10 protein-coding genes are annotated in these 19139 nt (G+C 48.0%); 3 read left to right on the top strand and 7 right to left on the bottom strand.

The genetic code is table 11. The annotated features are described in order from the left end of the window. Positions 1 to 82: 82 nt before the first annotated feature. From DW182_RS17465 to potA, 4 genes are all read right to left on the bottom strand, one after another. Positions 83 to 1405 (bottom strand): ABC transporter substrate-binding protein, encoded by a 1323-nt coding sequence (locus DW182_RS17465; protein ID WP_118216863.1) that lies wholly within the window; start codon positions 1403 to 1405, stop codon positions 83 to 85. 133 nt (positions 1406 to 1538) lie between these two features. Next, the gene (locus DW182_RS17460; RefSeq protein ID WP_007218635.1) at positions 1539 to 2330 is read right to left on the bottom strand and encodes an ABC transporter permease; all 792 of its coding nucleotides are present in this window, start codon (positions 2328 to 2330) and stop codon (positions 1539 to 1541) included. Next, positions 2327 to 3100, bottom strand: a complete 774-nt coding sequence (locus DW182_RS17455) for an ABC transporter permease (protein WP_115503415.1) — start codon at positions 3098 to 3100, stop codon at positions 2327 to 2329. Before DW182_RS17455 ends, DW182_RS17460 begins: the two co-directional genes overlap by 4 nt. A 16-nt stretch (positions 3101 to 3116) precedes the next feature. Beyond that, positions 3117 to 4559, bottom strand: coding sequence for a polyamine ABC transporter ATP-binding protein (gene potA, locus DW182_RS17450; protein WP_118296336.1), 1443 nt, complete (start codon positions 4557 to 4559; stop codon positions 3117 to 3119). 247 nt (positions 4560 to 4806) lie between these two features. Between potA and DW182_RS17445 the strand changes: the two genes are divergently transcribed. Next, complete coding sequence (locus DW182_RS17445) at positions 4807 to 6354, top strand: ATP-binding protein (protein ID WP_117706497.1); 1548 nt, start codon at positions 4807 to 4809, stop codon at positions 6352 to 6354. A 132-nt stretch (positions 6355 to 6486) separates the two neighbouring features. Here the strand turns inward: DW182_RS17445 and asnB are convergent, their stop codons facing one another. The 3 genes from asnB to gltB all read right to left on the bottom strand — a co-directional run bounded on the left by asnB (position 6487) and on the right by gltB (position 14253). Beyond that, complete coding sequence (gene asnB, locus DW182_RS17440; protein WP_007662374.1) at positions 6487 to 8181, bottom strand: asparagine synthase B; 1695 nt, start codon at positions 8179 to 8181, stop codon at positions 6487 to 6489. Positions 8182 to 8228: 47 nt separating this feature from the next. Next, positions 8229 to 9584 carry a glutamate synthase subunit beta gene (locus DW182_RS17435; RefSeq protein WP_118296335.1) on the bottom strand — a complete coding sequence of 452 codons (1356 nt, stop codon included), beginning with the start codon at positions 9582 to 9584 and terminating at the stop codon, positions 8229 to 8231. A gap of 94 nt (positions 9585 to 9678) precedes the next feature. After that, complete coding sequence (gene gltB / locus DW182_RS17430; RefSeq protein WP_007662378.1) at positions 9679 to 14253, bottom strand: glutamate synthase large subunit; 4575 nt, start codon at positions 14251 to 14253, stop codon at positions 9679 to 9681. Between the two features lie 1080 nt (positions 14254 to 15333). Between gltB and glmS the strand changes: the two genes are divergently transcribed. Both glmS and DW182_RS17420 read left to right on the top strand, forming a co-directional pair. Then, entirely contained in the window at positions 15334 to 17178 is a 1845-nt protein-coding gene (gene glmS, locus DW182_RS17425) for a glutamine--fructose-6-phosphate transaminase (isomerizing) (protein WP_118296334.1), read from the top strand. A gap of 69 nt (positions 17179 to 17247) precedes the next feature. Further along, positions 17248 to 19131, top strand: a complete 1884-nt coding sequence (locus DW182_RS17420; protein WP_118296333.1) for an amidophosphoribosyltransferase — start codon at positions 17248 to 17250, stop codon at positions 19129 to 19131. Positions 19132 to 19139: the final 8 nt, after the last annotated feature.

Raw genomic sequence — 19139 nt, 5'->3', positions numbered from 1 at the left:
CAAAATATGTCTGAAAAGTGATGTTTCATTTATGTTATTAATGCGAACCAGGAGATAAAGGTGTTATCTCCTGATTCTCCTATTACCTGCGTATACGGCGTCTGCGTCTGTGGTGACGTTTCTTCTGCTTATAAATGCTGATCCGTTTCCAGACAATCCACACAAACAGTATTCCGAAGACTGCAAAGATGAGAAGCACGATACCCGTATTCAGATTATCGCCTTTGACGCGGCTCCACATTTCGAGAACAAGCTCTGTGCGGTCACCGAAATCACGGATCATGGCGCAACGTTCTACGACTTTACGGTCGGGGTATTGTATCGGGTTGATCTGAATGCTGTCCGCACCGGGACCGAAGAAATAACTGAGGTCGGAGAACTGTTCAAGAGTAGTGTCGATCTTTGCCTCCATAATCTCGGGCGTTGCTACGGCACTGACATAGCCGATGGCATCCATATTGCGCAGAGCAATATCCGGCTGGCAAAGATAATTGATGAAGTAGCTGGCGGCTTTTACGTTACGGGCATACTTGGGGATAGCCCAGCCATCGTACCAGATGTTGCTGCCTTCGCGGGGAACTACATAGTCCAGGTCTACGCCTACAGCTTCCGCTTCTTCAATGGCCCAGACGGCGTCGCCACTCCAGGTAAGGTTGAGCCATGCTTTGTTTTTGGTCATCATTTCTTTGCCGAAGTCGGCTTCCCACCCGGCAATGTTGGGTTTCAGATCTTTCAGGTATTGCTCTGCAAGGGCAATGGCTTCAGGGGAATTGTCGTTCATCAGTTGCTCTACGGTGATGGTGCTGTCGGCAAGTTGCCGGGCATGGGCATAAATGATGGCAGTGCCGTAGGCATCGCGGTAACTGTCTTTCATCAGAATCTTACCACGGTTGACGGCATCCCAAAGGCATCCCCAAGAGCTGACTTCTTCAAGGGTCTTGAACTTCTTGTTATAGAGTATTCCGGCGGTACCCCACATGTAGGGAACGACGTAATCATTGGTGTGGCGACCGGGCTGGCTGATCTTCTCCAACTCTTTCTGAATATACGGGGAGATGTTGGGGATATAGTCCGGAGTCTTCCCAAAATTGCGACTGATAGGGAGGAGAAGGTCTTTTTTCAACATTCGTTCGATGATGTATTCCGATGGGCATACAAGGTCGAAATCTTCCTGTCCGCGCTCAATTTTAGTGAGCATGATTTCGTTGATATCGAATACTTGGTAAATAATACGAATGTCTTCGCCTGTCTGCTCTTTGTACCAGGCAGGGAATTCGGTGAGGACTTCTTCGTCAATGTAATCTGCCCAGTTGTAGACTTTCAGTACACGGCTGCGCTTCTCACCGGAGTTGCTACAAGAGGCGAGGAGAAGGATGCAGAGGAAGAGGGATATGTATTTCTTCATTGTTGATGGAGTTTATTTCTGATAAAGTGATAGGGTGATAATGTGATAAAGTGATAGGGTGATAAAGTGCGCTATATAACGGAGTGACATCCCACTATCACTTTATCACTCTACCACCTTACCACACTATATGTTATTCTTTCTTAGAACGTTCCGCTCTCTTGTTAATAACAATCAGCAATACTAACACCGTTACAAAAATGATTGTTGACAGTGGGCGCAGTTCAGGAGTCAATCCACCCTTACGTGCGTCCGCATAGATGTATGTCGACAACGTTTCCAATCCTTCATTTCCGATAGTGAAGATCGTTACTGCGAAATCATCAATGGAAAGCGTGAAAGCAAGGATGAAACCGCTGATCATTCCCGGCAGAATTTCCGGGAAGATGACTTTGCGAAGCGCCTGGAAAGGGGTAGCTCCGAGGTCGAGGGCTGCTTCGTATACATTCTGATTCATTTTCTTCAGGCGGGGCATCACGCTAAGCACCACATAAGGGGTACAAAAAGTGATGTGTGCCAATACCACCGTAGTAAATCCCTGCGAAATGCCAAAGCTGACAAACAGCAGGAACAGGGATACACCCGTAATGATATCCGCATTCATCATCGGAATAGCATTGGTGAAATTCATCACCTGACGTGCCCGGGAGCGCAAGTTAAAGATGCCGATAGCTGCCAGACTTCCCAGCAGAGTGGATGCTGTGGCGGCAATTGTAGCAATCGCGAATGTGTTCCAGATGGCATTCATCAGCGAGTGGTGCATGCCGCCTGTAAATAGTGAACTGTATAACTTGGTGGAGAATCCTGTCCAGTTACCCAGTACCTTGGCCTCAGTGAAAGAGAAGATCATAATAATCAAGATAGGCGAATAGAGTAGGGCAAGCAGAAACCAAAGATAGCCTTTTGCCAGAATACGTGTCATCATATCACACCTCCGCTTTCATTTTGTGCACTGTCGTCCTCGTTGGTAAAGAGGGCGGTGACGCCAATCAGCAACAGCATGATGAGCGACAAGGCAGCGCCGTAGTTCCACATTCCGTTATATATATTTTCTTGTACGGTAGTACCGAACAGTTTGATGTTGTTCATCGTCAGCAACTCGGCAATGGCAAAGGTAGAAACCGTGGGCATGAAAACCATTACTACACCACTCATGATGCCGGGCATCGAAAGGGGGAGGATCACTTTGCCGAATACCTGTACAGGCGCAGCTCCCAAGTCTTGGGCTGCTTCTATCAGACTGCCATCCATCTTCTGCAACGTATTGTAGATAGGGTATATCATGAACGGCAGGAAGTTGTAGACCATACCGAATACCAAAGCTCCTTCGCCCAGCGGCAGGTTGAGGAAATCAAACAATGCCACCGTGGCAAGTGTACGTATCAGGATATTCACCCACATAGGCAGGATGAACAGCACGACCATGGTTTGGGAGGTGTTGAAGCGTTTCTGGCTGAGAATATAAGCAGCCGGATAACCGAGCAGAAGACATGCCAGAGTAGTAATGACGGCTATTCCGATGGAGTAGACGAATGTGTTGATGGCTTCGGGATGCATCATGAATTTGCGGAAGTTGGCAAACGTGAATGCGCCTTCAGCATCGGTGAAGGCATAGATCACAATGAGCAACAGGGGCATTACAACAAAGATAATGAGGAACAATGCGTAAGGAACTGTCCAGTTCCGGCGACGCATAAAGAAACGGGATATATTACTGAGCACTTCCTTTCTTATTAGCAGATTCGACAATAGGGATAGAACCGGTGGTCTGTGCCGGTGCAACAATTCGTATATTTTCGGGTGCGATGGTGATGCCGACACGGTCGCCGTCGTCCCAGACGTCAGTGGTGTCTACAAAGATATCCTCGTCCCAATCGGTAAACACGGTGAGATGGTAATGATTCCCTTTGTAAAGGATGAATTTCACTTCACCCGTCAGATGGCCGTCTTCTTCGTTATCTTCGAGGATGACGTTCCGGAAATCGATTTCTACCCGGACAGAACTGCCCGGTTCGATGTCCTGCACTTCAGTACACTCAAAGGTACAGCCGAGGAATTCAACGTGCGTGGCGTCTATGAGCTTGCCTTCGAAGCTGTTGCAGGTGCGTTCTTTCTTCATTACGTGAATGTCGAAAGGTTTCACGAGCAGACCGACTTCTCGTCCGGCTTCGAAACTGTGATAGTCCTGCACCATGAATTCGTAGCCCTCATTGGTCTGTACCATCATTTCGTAATGCACGCCTTTGAAGATGCAAGAGGTGACAGTACCCGTCAGTTGGGCAGCAGCGGAAGGCTCGAATATATAGATATCTTCGGGACGGATGACTACATCGATGGGGATATTCTCTCCAAAGCCCTTGTCGACACATTCAAATTCGTGTCCGGCAAAGGATACTGCTTTGTCCTGAAGCATAAGGCCGTTCAGGATGTTACTTTCTCCGATGAAATCGGCAACGAAAGAGTTGATGGGTTCGTTGTAAATGTCTGTCGGGGTGCCTATCTGCTGGATGCGGCCTTCGCTCATCACGACGATGGTGTCGCTCAGAGTAAGGGCTTCTTCTTGGTCGTGGGTAACGTAGACGAAGGTGATTCCGAGCTTCTGGTGCATCTCTTTCAACTCCATCTGCATGTCTTTACGCATTTTGAGGTCGAGGGCGGCAAGAGGCTCGTCCAGTAACAGCACTTCGGGTTCGTTGACGATGGCACGGGCGATGGCAACACGTTGTTGCTGTCCGCCGGATAGCGAATCAACGTCACGGTCTTCGTAGTCCGTCATACCTACCATGCGGAGGGCTTGTTTCACTTTCTTGCCAATGGTGGCTTCGGGCATCTTTTTGAGTTTCAGTCCGAAAGCGATGTTGTTGTACACGTTGAGGTGGGGGAAAAGAGCATACTTCTGAAAGACGGTATTCACCGGACGTTGGTGTGGCGGTGTTTGCGTGATGTCTTTTCCGGCGATGGTGATGATACCTTCCGAGGCGGTCTGGAAACCGGCTATCAGGCGCAACAAAGTAGTCTTGCCGCAGCCGGAAGGACCCAATATCGTTACAAATTCGCCCTTACGGACAGAGAGGTTTACATCATTCAGTACGGCTTTGTCTCCGAAATATTTCGATACGTGCTCTACGCCGATGATGCAGTCAGACTTTTGCATAAGCGTTATTAAGTGTTTAACCTAAAACTAATAGAACGAATTCTGCCTTTCTAAAAAAAGCGGGGACAAAGGTAGGGAATAAATTGGGAAAATGAAAGTTCTACATTCGATTTGCATTATCTTTGCCTCAAAAGCGAAGATAAGCGCATCTCGGCATAAAAAATGAATGAGTTCATTTTATTCTGCTCTCGGTTTGCATTATCTTTGTAGCATTAATGAATATTATATAGTAGAAGGAGGCAAGGACATGGGTGACAGAATATATCCCATCGGGATACAGAACTTCGAGAAGATTCGTAAAGAAGGATATGTATATGTGGATAAAACCGCATTGATGTATAAGTTGGTGAAGAGTGGGAGTTACTATTTCCTTTCCCGCCCCCGTCGTTTCGGGAAGAGTTTGCTGATTTCCACGCTTGAAGCCTATTTTGAAGGGAAACGGGACTTATTTGAAGGCTTGGCGGTGGACACTTTGGAAAAAGATTGGGTGAAGCGTCCTGTGTTGCATCTGGACTTGAATATCGGGAAATATGATACGCCGGATAGTCTGGACAAGATACTGAATGAAACGCTTGACTACTGGGAGTCACTTTACGGAACGCGTTCTGCTGAAACGACCCTTGCATTACGCTTTGCAGGAGTTGTGGGACGAGCCTATGAGCAAAGTGGTGAGCGTGTAGCCATTCTCATCGACGAATATGACAAACCCTTGCTCCAAGCTATCGGCAACGAGGAACTGCAACGCGAATTCCGCAACACTCTGAAACCTTTCTATGGCGTACTGAAAACCATGGACGGCTGCATCAAGTTTGCCTTGCTGACGGGAGTGACCAAGTTCGGCAAAGTAAGTGTGTTCAGTGACCTGAACAATCTGAATGACATCTCCATGGACGAGCCGTTCATTTCCATCTGTGGAATCACCGAAAAGGAGATACATCTTAATTTTGAAGAAGACCTGCACGAATTGGCAGCCGCGCAGAAAATGACGTATCAGGAAGTATGCAATGAACTGAAGGTCTGCTATGACGGTTACCACTTTACAGAAAACACGGACGGCATCTATAATCCTTTCAGTTTGCTGAATACATTCTTTAAGATGAAATTCGGTAACTATTGGTTTGAGACCGGAACACCCACTTACCTTGTGGAATTGTTGAAACGCAATCATTACAATTTGGAGCGCATGGCACATGAAGAAACGGATGCTGATGTGCTGAACTGTATTTATGGCGACAACGAACCTATACCAGTTATTTTCCAAAGCGGTTATCTCACGATAAAGGGGTATGACAAACGTTTCGGGCTTTACCGTCTTGGTTTCCCAAACCGGGAAGTAGAAGAGGGCTTTATCAGATTTCTGATGCCGTTTTATACCCGTTTTAACCAGTTAGAAGCACCGTTTGAGATACAAAAATTTGTCCGTGAGATAGAGATGGGCCAACCTAACGCTTTCTTTAAGAGGCTGCAAAGCTTCTTTGCCGACACACCTTATGAATTAGTGAAAGACTTGGAATTACATTATCAGAATGTACTGTTTATCGTCTTCAAACTGGTAGGTTTCTATACACAGGCGGAGTATCACACTTCGGAAGGGCGGGTGGATTTGGTGGTGAAGACTGCCGATTACATTTATGTCATGGAATTCAAGCTGGAAGGTACTGCAGAGGAGGCTTTGCAACAAATAGAAGAAAAACAGTATGCTCTTCCTTTTGAGGCAGATCCGAGGAAATTATTCAAAATAGGTGTGAACTTCAGTAATAAAACAAGGAATATAGAGAAATGGGTTGTTGAGTGACAGAATGCCACACTTCATCGTTCCCAATGCCACACTTAAATACATGTAATGCCACACTTCGTAACCGTTGAAGTGTGGCATTACGTTTGTTTAGATGTGGCATTTTACCTGCTGAAGTGTGGCATTACAATTTCATAATGTGTATGCCGCTTCGTGCACATCTGCCACCGCCCGTCCGCTCGGATCATTTTTCCCTTGCAACGTCGCATCCCAGGCGAGTGCTTCAGCAGTGGAGCAAGCCACGCTTGGCACACTGGGCACGCTTCGGGCAGCCGACTGACTGGGGAAGTGTTCCTCGAAAATGCTACGATAGTAATATTCCTCCTTATTCTGTGGCGGATTGATGGGAAACCGTTCGGCAGCATGTTCCATCTGATGGTCGGTCACGGCGGCAGAAGTAATGGCCTTCAGTGTATCGATCCAATTGTAACCGACGCCATCGGAGAACTGCTCTTTTTGCCGCCAGGCAACACTCTGAGGCAGCATATCTTGAAAAGCTTCGCGCACAATGCGTTTCTCTACTTCTTTACCCGGACACATCTTGACGGCAGGGCTGAGGCTCATTGCCACATCCAGAAACTCTTTATCGAGGAAGGGAACACGACCTTCCACCCCCCAGGCAGCAAGGCTCTTATTGGCACGCAGACAGTCGTATAAGTGCAGTTTGGAGAGCTTACGGATCGTTTCTTCGTGGAAAGCCTGCGGTGTGGGGGCTTTGTGGAAGTAGAGATAACCCCCGAAAACCTCATCGGCACCTTCACCACTAAGCACCATCTTGATGCCCATAGACTTGATGACACGTGCCAACAGGTACATCGGTGTGGAGGCACGCACAGTGGTAACGTCGTATGTTTCGATAAAGTAGATGACATCACGCAAGGCATCGAGCCCTTCCTGAATGGTATAATTGATTTCATGGTGAACAGTGCCGATGTATTCCGCCACTTCACGGGCTTTAACCAAGTCCGGTGCACCGTGCAGGCCGACAGCAAAGGAGTGGAGTTGAGGCCACCAGGCTTCGCTCTGGTTATCGGTTTCAATACGCTTGCGGGCATACTTCTTGGCAATGGCGGAGATGACGGAAGAGTCGAGCCCACCACTGAGCAGAACACCGTAAGGAACATCGGACATTAACTGACGTTGCACGGCAGCTTCAAGGGAGAGTTTTACGCTGTTGATTTCCGGTTGGGTAGCCCGGCGGGCGGTGGTGTCATTGGCTTTGACGGCGGCATAATCGGTCCAAGGGCGCTGATACCAACGGTGCATTTTCCCTTCGCGTCCCCAGAAGTAATGTCCGGGTAGAAAAGGCTCGTAGGCATCACAGAAACCTTCAAGAGCTTTCAGTTCGCTACCGACGTAGATATGTCCCTGGTCGTCACGACCGATATAAAGAGGGATTACCCCGATAGGGTCACGGGCAATCAGGTAATCGTCTGTTTCCTCATCGTAAAGGGCAAAGGCAAAGATACCGTTCAATTCTTCAAGGAAATGAATGCCTTTATCCTTATATAATGCGAGGATGACTTCACAGTCCGATCCTGTACGGAAAGCATATTTGCCGGCGTAGCGGGAACGGATTTCCCGGTGATTATAGATCTCACCGTTGACGGCAAGGATTTGCTTGCCATCCGGAGAGTACAAAGGTTGTCCGCCACTTTCCGGATCGACGATGGAAAGACGTTCGTGAGCCAGGATGGCACTGCCGCCTACATAAATACCACTCCAGTCCGGTCCGCGATGACGGATTTTCTGCGCCATTCGAAGCGCCTTATTTCTCAATTCCTGGGATTGAGATTTGATATTGAAGATACCTACGATTCCACACATGATGATTAATTATTAATTATAAATTATGAATTGTGGTGGATGACTTTTTATCTGCGTCCTTCGCCCCCCAAAAAAAACTCTGAAACTCGTTGCGCTACTCTCCGTCCGTCCGCAAGTGCATGCACCACAAGGCTGGCACCACGTGCCGCATCACCTGCCACGAACACATTTTCCGGAAATTCAGGCTGTTCCGGTTTCAGGAAGCCCATGGCCAGAAGCACCATATCGGTGTCTATTACTTCCTTCTTTCCGGTAGGCTTCATGGTAGGGCGTCCACCATCCTGAGCCGGAATCCATTCCACTTCTTCCACCTCTACACCGCAGACTTTTCCATTCTTGCCAATAAACTGATTGGATGCCAGCGACCAGCGGCGCGTGCAACCTTCTTCGTGACTTGAAGTCGTCTTCAGCACAATGGGCCATTGCGGCCAGGGAGTAGCGTCATTGTGACCTACGGGAGGCTGTGGCATGATCTCAATCTGTGTCACACTCACGGCTCCCTGGCGGATGCTCGTACCGATACAATCCGATCCTGTATCACCGCCACCGATGACGAGAACCCGTTTGCCTTTGGCATTTACCAGACGGTCTTTGGGGAACGTTTCTCCATCGAGAATCTGATTTTGCTGGGACAGCATTTCAAGGGCAAGATAAATACCTTTCAGTTCGCGTCCGGGAATGTTGAGGTCGCGTGCCTGCGGTGTCCCGGTGCAGATGCAGTAGGCATCAAAGCCGGCAGGGAGTTTCTGTACATCTACCGTTACGCCCATTTCGAACTTGATGCCTTCGGCTTCAAGTACTCCCATCCGGCGGTCGATTACTGCTTTATCGAGTTTAAAATTAGGAATACCATAGCGTAGTAATCCGCCGGGCATGGGTTTGCTGTCAAAAAGGGTTACTTCATAGCCTTTAGCATTCAGCCGGCAGGCGGCGGAGAGTCCCGCAGGACCTGCACCGATAATGGCAACCCGCTTTCCATTACGTTCGGGCTGAATGGGCACGATGTAACCTTCGCGAAAAGCCGCTTCGGCAATAGCTGCCTCGTTTTCACGAATGGTGACAGGCTCATCGCACGAAAGCTTCAGTACGCACGACTTTTCGCAAAGTGCCGGACAGATGCGTCCGGTAAATTCGGGGAAGTCGTTTGTGGCGGCGAGCACTTCGTATGCTTCACGCCATTTACCTTTATAAAGTGCATCCTGAAATTCTGGCTGTTTATTGCCTAACGGGCATGCCCAGTGACAGAAGGGTACACCGCAATCCATGCAACGTGATGCCTGGAGTTTGCGTTCGTGACTGTTTAAAGTTTGCTCCACCTGACTGAAGTCGGTGATGCGTTCGTGGACAGGACGGTATCCCGCTTCCTGTCGTGGTATGTTTAAGAATGCTTTTGGATTTCCCATTATACTATTCTTTAGTTTGACTAAGTAAATGTTTGTAATTAGTTTGTTTGCATAATTAAGTAGGCGACTAAACAGTAATTGTCAACTGTCAATTCTAATAATCTCTCTGCATCTCTGCAATCTTCTGTTGCAGTTTCCGCATTTGCTCCTCTTGCAACACCTTTTTGTACTCGATGGGGACTATCTGGATAAACTCATCCACATATCGGTTCCAGTCATCAAGCATGATGCGTGCCAAGTTGGAGCCTGTATAGAGGTAATGCTGACGAATGAGTTCGTGCAATTCCTTACGATAGGAGGCTTCTTCTATGAGGCTTAGTTCCACCATTTCCATATTGCAGAAATAATCGAAGTTTCCATCCTTATTCCACACGTATGCTACACCGCCCGACATGCCGGCTGCGAAGTTACGCCCTGTTGAACCGAGGACTACCACACGACCGCCCGTCATGTACTCGCAACAATGATCGCCTACACCCTCTACAACGGCAATGGCACCGGAATTACGGACAGCAAAACGCTCGCCTACGCGCCCATTGATGTAAACTTCACCACTGGTTGCGCCATAGAGCAAGGTATTTCCTGCAATCGTATTCTTCTCGGCCTGGAAGTTAGAGCGTACCGGAGGCAACACAGCAATCCGTCCGCCCGAAAGGCCTTTGCCGAGGTAATCGTTCGCTTCACCTTCCAGTTTGAAGTTGACACCCGGTACAAGGAATGCACCGAAACTTTGTCCTGCAGAACCTTTGAACTTTACGTTCAACGTATGTTCCGGCAGTCCCGCTTCACCGTACTTCGCAGCAATGGTGCCCGAAAGCATGGCTCCGCAAGCACGATCTGTATTGGCAATCGTATATTCCAGTGAGATTTCTTTCTGGTTTTCCAGAGCTTCAGTAGCGGCATGCAGCATCTCAACGTCTTTTACGTGGTCGATGCCATGTTGCTGGTCGATGGTGTGACGGATGGCTGCACCATTATCAACGCGTGCCAGTATTTGGTCGAAAGTAATCAGGGATTGCTTAGGGGATTCGTTTTCTGACTTGCGGATAATAAGATCCGTGCGTCCGATGATGTCATCCATACGTTCCACACCGATTTCGGCGAGATACTCCCGCACTTCCTGTGCCAGGAAAGTGAAGAAGTTCACCAGGTATTCGCTACGTCCGTGGAAGCGTCGGCGAAGTTCCTCATTTTGTGTCGCCACACCCACAGGGCAGGTATTCTGATGGCATTTACGCATCATGACGCAGCCCAGTACAATCAAAGCGCTGGTTGCAAATCCGAACTCTTCGGCACCCAGCATTGCCATCAGCACGATGTCACGACCGGTTTTCAGTTGTCCGTCCACTTGCAGCATCACTTGCCCGCGCAGACCGTTCAGTACAAGGGTCTGTTGCGTTTCACTCAGTCCCAGTTCAGGAGAGATACCGGCATAGCGGATACTGGAGGCAGGAGAGGCGCCCGTGCCTCCTTCGGCACCGGAGATGACAATAAGGTCGGCTTTTGCTTTGGCCACTCCGGCTGCAATGGTTCCTACGCCGCTTTCAGCTACCAGTTTCACACTGATCTTGGCACGGGGATTTACATTCTTCAGGTCGAAGATTAACTGTGCCAAGTCCTCAATAGAATAAATGTCGTGATGGGGCGGGGGAGAAATCAATGAAATGCCGGGAATGGAGTGACGTGTTTTAGCAATCACCTGATCTACTTTAAAGCCCGGCAACTGACCGCCTTCACCCGGTTTGGCCCCTTGTGCCACTTTGATTTGTATTTCATCGGCGTTCACCAGATACTCCGTTGTTACGCCGAAACGTCCCGAAGCCACCTGCTTGATGGCACTACGCAGACTGGTTCCGTCTTCGCGGGGCGTAAAGCGTGCGCTGTCTTCGCCTCCCTCACCTGTGTTGCTGCGTCCGTGAATCCGGTTCATGGCAATGGCCATTGCCTCATGCGCTTCTTTGCTGATAGATCCATAACTCATGGCACCCGTCACAAAGCGGTGCATGATGCTTTCTACCGGTTCAACCTTATCTATAGAAATGGGGGCACGGCGGAAATCCAGGAAGTCGCGCAGGAAGATAGGCGCTTCTTTTCCATCTACCAGACTGGTGAATTCTTTGAATTTCTTATAGCTGCCCAAGCGTGTGGCGAGTTGTAAGGTAGAAATGGTTTCCGGATTCCAGGCATGTTTTTCTCCGTCTTTACGGAAAGCATACAAACCGTTGTTGGGGAGTAATCCGTCTACCTGTGCGGCAAAGCCTGCATCGTGGAATGCTATTGCATCGTGTGCCACTTCATCCAGCCGGATACCGCCTATAGTGGATCTCAACCCGCCGAAATAAGCATTGCTAAGCTCTTCACTCAAACCTACGGCTTCGAATATTTTCGCTCCCCGATACGAGCGGATGGTACTGATACCCATTTTACTCATAATCTTGAACAGTCCCTTGCAGATGGCTTTGATATATTTCTTTTCGGCAGTGGCATAATCCAACTGGATTTCTTCCTTCGCCACCAGCTTGTCGATCACGGCGAATGCCATGTAAGGGTTCAGGGCGCTGGCGCCAAATCCCAGTAATAGGGCTGCGTGCATCACCTCGCGTATTTCGCCGCTTTCCACTACCAATGCCGTCTGTACGCGTTTTCCTACCGAAATCAGGTGGTGGTGCACTGCGCTTACTGCCAGCAGGGAGGGGATAGCCGCATGAGTGGCATCCACATCACGGTCGCTTAGTACAATGTAGTTCACTCCTTCGCTGACGGACTCTTCCGCTTGCTTGCAAAGTGCTGTGAGTGCTTCCTGCAATCCGGCACGCCCCTTTGCCACTTCAAACAGCAAGGGTAGTTTCACCGTTTTGAAACCTTTGTAGCGGATGTTGCAAAGAATATCCAGTTGTGCATTGCTCAGGATGGGATGGTTGAGGCGCACCATCTTGCAATGGCTTTCGCTGGGTGTCAGGATGTTCATGCCCACGGCGCCGATATATTCCGTCAGTGACATTACCAGTTCCTCGCGTATAGGGTCGATAGGCGGATTGGTGACTTGTGCAAACTGCTGGCGGAAGTAGTTGTACAGCAGTTGCGGCTTATCCGAAAGCACGGCAAGCGGCGTATCATTCCCCATTGAGTTGATAGGCTCGGCACCTGTGGTACACATCGGAACGATGAGCCGCTCCACATCTTCCTTGGAATAGCCGAAGGTGCGCAGCATCCTCTCGTAATCGGGCACAGTGTGCGCTACCTTACGGCCGCTTTTCAGCTCATCCAGTTCGATGCGGTTTGTTGCCAGCCAACTACGGTAAGGCTTGGCTTCGGCCAACTGTTTTTTCAATTCCCCGTCGTAGTAGATTTCGCCTTTTTCGGTATCTACCAGTAGTATCTTACCCGGTTGCAGGCGTCCTTTCTCTTTGATGTCTCCCGGTTCGAAATCCATCACGCCCACTTCGCTGGCAACTACCATCATGTCGTTGTGCGTAATTAAATAACGTGCAGGACGCAGTCCGTTACGGTCGAGCATACCGCCTGCAAAACGCCCGTCGCTGAACAGCAAGGCAGCAGGGCCATCCCATGGTTCCATCAGGATGGAATGGTATTCATAGAATGCTTTCAGATCTTCGCTGATGGGGTTCTTTTCATTGAAAGATTCCGGCACCAGCATGGCCATGGCGTGCGGCAGGCTGAGGCCTGACATAACGAGGAATTCCAATACATTGTCCAGTGAGGCACTGTCGCTCATTCCCGGCTGAATGATAGGGCGTATCTCTCTGATGTCGCCCAGGACGGGAGAGGAGAGCACACTTTCGCGGGCTTCCATCCAACCCCGGTTACCGCGGATGGTATTGATTTCGCCGTTGTGCGCCAAGAGGCGGAACGGTTGTGCCAGTCCCCAGGTAGGGAAGGTGTTAGTGCTGAAGCGAGAGTGCACCAGTGCTATGCCGCTGGTGAAGTAGGGGTTTGTCAGATCGGGGAAGTAGCCTCGCAGTTGCAGTGAAGAGAGCATACCTTTATAGATGATGTTCTTCGTGGATAGGGAGACAACGTAGAAATCCTCGCGCGTGGCAATATCCGATTTGCGTACTTTGTTTTCTATTCTTTTTCTTATGAGATAGAGTTTACGGTCGGCTGTCTCGCTTTCCGTAAATCCGGTGATGAAAATCTGTTTGATATCCGGTTCGTTGGCAAGTGCCGATTCTCCCAGAATTTCTGGACAAGTGGGCACATTGCGCAGGTGCATCAATGTCAATCCTTCTTTTTCAATCTCTTCGATGATAATACTTAAGATAGCACCTTGGTCTTTCTCGTCTTTCGGCAGAAAGAGAAGACCTGTACCGTATTTCCCTTTTTCGGGGACAGGAATACCCTGCAAAAGAATAAACTCATGCGGGATTTGCAGCAGGATGCCGGCACCGTCTCCGGTTTTGTTATCCGCACCTTCGGCACCCCGGTGACGCATGTTCTCCAACACCTTCAATGCAGACTCTACCAGTTCGTGTGACTTGCCTCCATGTATGTTCACTAACATACCGACACCACAAGCGTCATGCTCGTTCTCTGCATCATACAAGCCCAACTGCCTGGGCTGTCGTTGATATACAGGATGTTGGCTTTCTTCCTTTCCCTGTTGTCCGGCTTTTCTCTTTGTTTCGTTGTTAAAAAGTTCTTCTTTCATCTTTTTAAGTTTACTTTATTCTGTAGTAATACCTATTATTGCTATCAAAATGTTTGGCAAAAGTATTAATTTAATTTCAAATTGGTATTATAATGCTTGTTTTTGTGACTTGCAAAATATCTGTTTATTGGAACTGTGTTTTAGATTGAAATAAAATACGTGCTTTTGTGTTTTAGATTGAAATAAAATATATACTTTATGTTTTATATTGCAAGTATGTCTTTCTCTCGTTCGAGAAATTGTCATATTGCCATAATGCCAAATAGCCAAAGAGGAAGTGCATGACATTTTTTTCGTTTCGTCCTTGTCCGGATATAACCAAGTCCGTACCAACTCCGTGTCAAGTCCATACCAACTCCGTACCAAGTTCGTTCCTATAGATACGGAGATGGTACGGACTTGATACAGTGTTGATATGGGTTTAACATGGATTTAGTCTCTTTACCCGTTGGTGGAATTAACTTCTTTCTGCTGGGATATGAATAAAATGTGATAAGGTGATAAGGTGGTAGTGGGATAACATTCTGTGATATATAGCGCAGCCACTTTATCACATTACCACCTTATCACTCTTTTATTCCTTTTTGTAGGGTTATGAATCAAACAGATGATTATTGCGCAACTCAAGGCTGAAAGGCTTAGGCTACGCTAAATTATCATTTGATTCCTTTTTTTCTTCTAATGAGCTAATTTATTTAGCTCAACAGCGGATGGGGTGAATTTCACTTTCAACCGATGTTTGTTATGAATTAATTCCGCCAACGGGTTCTCTTTATCTTATTAGTCATTTCCTTTGGCTTTGGCTATTTGGCTTTTTGGCAATTTGGCAACGTTGAAAAACGGCACTCTTTGCCGGATTAGAAGATTTTTCCGCTATCTCCTTTCAATATAATACTAAAATTCTACTGCTTGCTTTGAGATTATAAAATTGTTCCTTTTGCTTTCATAAGTTTGTTTTCTTTAACTTTTTGACAAGAAAACATCTTTTTTCTATTCTTTTGATAAATAAATAGGTAAAACATTAACTTTATGTTCTCGGGTTTTTATATCTTTGCAGCGCAAAATCAAATATTAATTAGTATGTGTGGAATAGTAGGCTATATTGGTCCAAAGAAGGCCTACCCCATTCTTATCAAAGGATTGAAGCGATTAGAGTATCGCGGATATGATAGTGCAGGGGTAGCATTAATCAGTGATAACCGACAGTTGAACGTTTACAAAACGAAAGGTAAGGTTTCGGAACTGGAAACTTTCGTTACTCAAAAAGATATTTCCGGTAACATCGGAATTGCCCATACCCGTTGGGCTACGCACGGGGAACCTTGCTCCGCTAACGCCCATCCTCATTATTCCTCTTCCGAACATCTTGCTCTCATCCACAACGGTATCATCGAAAACTACGCCGTCCTCAAAGAAAAACTTCAGGCCAAAGGCTATTCATTCAAAAGCAGTACGGACACCGAAGTACTGGTGCAACTGATAGAATTCATCCAAAAATCCAAAAATACAGATCTGCTGACTGCTGTGCAATTAGCGTTGCGTGAAGTAATCGGTGCATACGCTATTGCCGTGCTGGATAAGGACAATCCGGATGAGATTATAGCAGCCCGCAAGAGTAGCCCGTTGGTGGTAGGTATCGGTGAAGATGAGTTTTTCCTGGCTTCGGATGCTACGCCGATTGTGGAATATACAGATAAAGTCGTATATTTGGAAGATGAAGAGATCGCCGTCATCCGCCGCGGAGAGAAACTGAAGGTGGTGAACCTGAAAAATGTGGAATGTCCGCACGAAGTGAAGACGGTGGCACTGAACCTGGGGCAGTTGGAAAAGGGTGGTTATCCGCACTTCATGCTGAAAGAGATTTTTGAGCAGCCCGATTGTATTCATGACTGTATGCGCGGACGTATCAATGTAGAAAGTACAAATGTGGTGCTTTCCGCAGTGATTGATAACAAAGACCGCCTGTTGGCAGCCAAACGTTTCATCATCGTGGCGTGCGGTACTTCCTGGCATGCGGCGCTTATCGGAAAGCATCTGATAGAAAGTCTTTGCCGCATTCCGGTGGAAGTGGAGTATGCTTCAGAATTCCGTTACCGTGATCCGGTGATAGACAGTAAGGATGTGGTGATTGCGATTTCGCAAAGTGGCGAGACGGCGGATACATTGGCAGCTGTGGAACTGGCGCGGAGCCGTGGGGCATTTATCTATGGCATCTGCAATGCGATTGGTTCGTCTATTTCGAGGGCTACGCATACGGGCTCTTATATCCACGTAGGCCCTGAAATCGGAGTGGCTTCCACCAAAGCGTTTACGGGACAGGTGACAGTGCTCACCATGCTGGCGCTGACGCTTGCCAAAGAGAAGAATACGATAGATGAGGGGCAATTCCTTGCCATCGTGCAGGAGTTGAACCGTATTCCTGATAAGATGAAAGAAGTGCTGAAGCTGAACGGCAGCATTGCAGAGCTTTCCAAGATTTTCACGTATGCGCATAACTTTATTTATCTGGGACGCGGATATTCGTATCCCGTAGCCCTGGAAGGTGCGTTGAAGCTGAAAGAAATCTCTTATATCCATGCCGAGGGTTATCCGGCTGCTGAAATGAAGCACGGGCCTATCGCATTGGTAGATGCTGAAATGCCGGTAGTAGTGATTGCTACACAGAACGGGCTTTATGAGAAAGTATTGAGCAACATACAGGAAATCAAGGCGCGTAAGGGCAAAGTGATCGCTCTGGTGACAAAAGGGGATACGGTTATCAGCAAGATTGCCGATACTTGTATCGAGTTGCCGGAAACAATTGAGTGCCTTGACCCGTTGATTACTACGGTACCGTTGCAGTTATTGGCGTACCATATCGCAGTATGCAAGGGGATGGATGTGGATCAGCCGAGGAATCTGGCGAAGAGCGTAACAGTGGAATAAAGAGGGTAATATGAAATAAATAGTAAACGATAAATTGTACTTTGTACATTGTAAATTGTAAATGAACTGATGGAAGAACTGAAGCATGAATGTGGCGTTGCCATGATACGTCTGCTGAAACCTCTGGAATACTATGAACAGAAGTACGGCACATGGATGTACGGTTTGAACAAACTCTATCTTCTGATGGAGAAGCAGCACAACCGCGGACAAGAAGGTGCCGGTCTGGCTTGCGTAAAGCTGGAAGCAAATCCCGGTGAGGAGTATATGTTCCGTGAGCGTGCACTCGGTTCGGGCGCCATTACTGAGATATTCGGTACGGTGCAGGGCAACTTTAAGGATCTGACAAAAGAGCAGCTTCATGATGCGGATTACGCTAAAAAATACCTCCCTTTTGCGGGCGAGGCTTACATGGGGCACTTGCGTTATTCCACTACCGGAAAGAGCGGCATTTCATACGTGCACCCTTTCCTGAGGCGTAACAACTGGCGGGCTAAGAATCTCGCTCTTTGCGGCAATTTCAACATGACGAACGTGGATGAGATTTTTGCACGTATCACTGCTATCGGCCAGCATCCGCGGAAGTATGCCGATACGTACATCATGCTGGAACAAGTGGGGCACCGTCTTGACCGTGAAGTGGAGCGCCTTTTCAATCTTGCCGAAGCGGAAGGATTGACAGGCATGGGCGTGACTCACTATATAGAAGATCATATGGACCTGGCAAACGTGCTGCGTACTTCGAGCAAGGAGTGGGACGGAGGCTATGTGATATGCGGACTGACGGGAAGCGGTGAATCGTTTGCCGTGCGCGACCCGTGGGGAATCCGTCCCGCATTCTGGTATCAGGATGATGAAGTGGCAGTGCTTGCCAGCGAACGTCCTGTGATACAGACCGCTTTCAATGTGCCGGCAGGCAGTATTAAGGAATTGATGCCCGGACAAGCCTTGCTGATTAACAAGACAGGCAAGCTGCGCACCACCCAAATCAATAAAGTGCGTGAGGTGAAACCCTGTTCTTTCGAACGTATTTATTTCTCACGAGGCAGTGATGTGGATATTTACAGGGAACGTAAACTATTGGGTGAGAAACTGATACCTAACATCTTGAAAGCCATTAATAAAGACCTTGACCATACCGTGTTTTCCTTCATCCCGAATACAGCGGAAGTTGCTTTCTACGGCATGTTGCAGGGACTGGATGATTATCTGAATGAAGAGAAAGTGCAACAGATTGCTTCCCTGGGACATAGCCCTAATCTGGAGGAACTGGAGCAGATACTTTCCCGCCGTATCCGTAGTGAGAAGGTAGCCATCAAGGATATCAAACTGCGCACGTTTATTGCAGAAGGAAACAGCCGCAATGACTTGGCTGCGCACGTGTATGATATCACCTATGGCAGTCTGGTGCCGGGTGTGGACAATCTTGTCATTATTGACGACTCCATTGTACGCGGAACCACTCTGAAACAGAGTATCATTGGTATTCTCGACCGCCTGGGTCCCAAGAAGATTGTGATTGTTTCTTCGTCCCCGCAGGTGCGTTATCCCGATTATTACGGCATCGACATGGCAAAGATGAGTGAATTCATCGCTTTCAAAGCTGCCATCGAATTACTGAAAGACCGGGATATGAAAGATGTGATTGCCGCTGCCTACCGCAAATCGAAAGACCAGATGGGGCTGCCGAAGGAGCAAATGGTGAACTATGTGAAGGATATCTATGCACCTTTCACTGACGAGGAAATCTCCGCCAAGATGGTGGAACTGCTGACACCTGCCGGAACAAAGGCGAAGGTGGAAATCGTATACCAACCGTTGGAGGGGCTGCATGAGGCTTGTCCCAATCATCGGGGAGACTGGTATTTCAGCGGTGATTATCCTACGCCGGGCGGGGTGAAGATGCTGAATAATGCTTTCATTGACTATATAGAACAAGTATATCAATTCTGACAGTAATT

The organism is Bacteroides sp. AM16-24 (assembly GCF_003471885.1).
Taxonomy (GTDB): domain Bacteria; phylum Bacteroidota; class Bacteroidia; order Bacteroidales; family Bacteroidaceae; genus Bacteroides.
Note: the sequence above shows the minus strand (reverse complement) of the source record. Positions and strands in the feature narration are given on the sequence as shown.

Excerpts from the sequence above, each read along its gene's own strand:
- DW182_RS17420 (WP_118296333.1), top strand. The coding sequence starts at position 17,248 with ATGGAAGAACTGAAGCATGAATGTGGCGTTGCCATGATACGTCTGCTG.
- glmS (WP_118296334.1), top strand. The coding sequence starts at position 15,334 with ATGTGTGGAATAGTAGGCTATATTGGTCCAAAGAAGGCCTACCCCATT.
- gltB (WP_007662378.1), bottom strand. The coding sequence starts at position 14,253 with ATGAAAGAAGAACTTTTTAACAACGAAACAAAGAGAAAAGCCGGACAA.
- DW182_RS17435 (WP_118296335.1), bottom strand. The coding sequence starts at position 9,584 with ATGGGAAATCCAAAAGCATTCTTAAACATACCACGACAGGAAGCGGGA.
- DW182_RS17460 (WP_007218635.1), bottom strand. The coding sequence starts at position 2,330 with ATGATGACACGTATTCTGGCAAAAGGCTATCTTTGGTTTCTGCTTGCC.
- asnB (WP_007662374.1), bottom strand. The coding sequence starts at position 8,181 with ATGTGTGGAATCGTAGGTATCTTCAATATCAAATCTCAATCCCAGGAA.
- DW182_RS17465 (WP_118216863.1), bottom strand. The coding sequence starts at position 1,405 with ATGAAGAAATACATATCCCTCTTCCTCTGCATCCTTCTCCTCGCCTCT.
- DW182_RS17445 (WP_117706497.1), top strand. The coding sequence starts at position 4,807 with ATGGGTGACAGAATATATCCCATCGGGATACAGAACTTCGAGAAGATT.
- DW182_RS17455 (WP_115503415.1), bottom strand. The coding sequence starts at position 3,100 with ATGCGTCGCCGGAACTGGACAGTTCCTTACGCATTGTTCCTCATTATC.
- potA (WP_118296336.1), bottom strand. The coding sequence starts at position 4,559 with ATGCAAAAGTCTGACTGCATCATCGGCGTAGAGCACGTATCGAAATAT.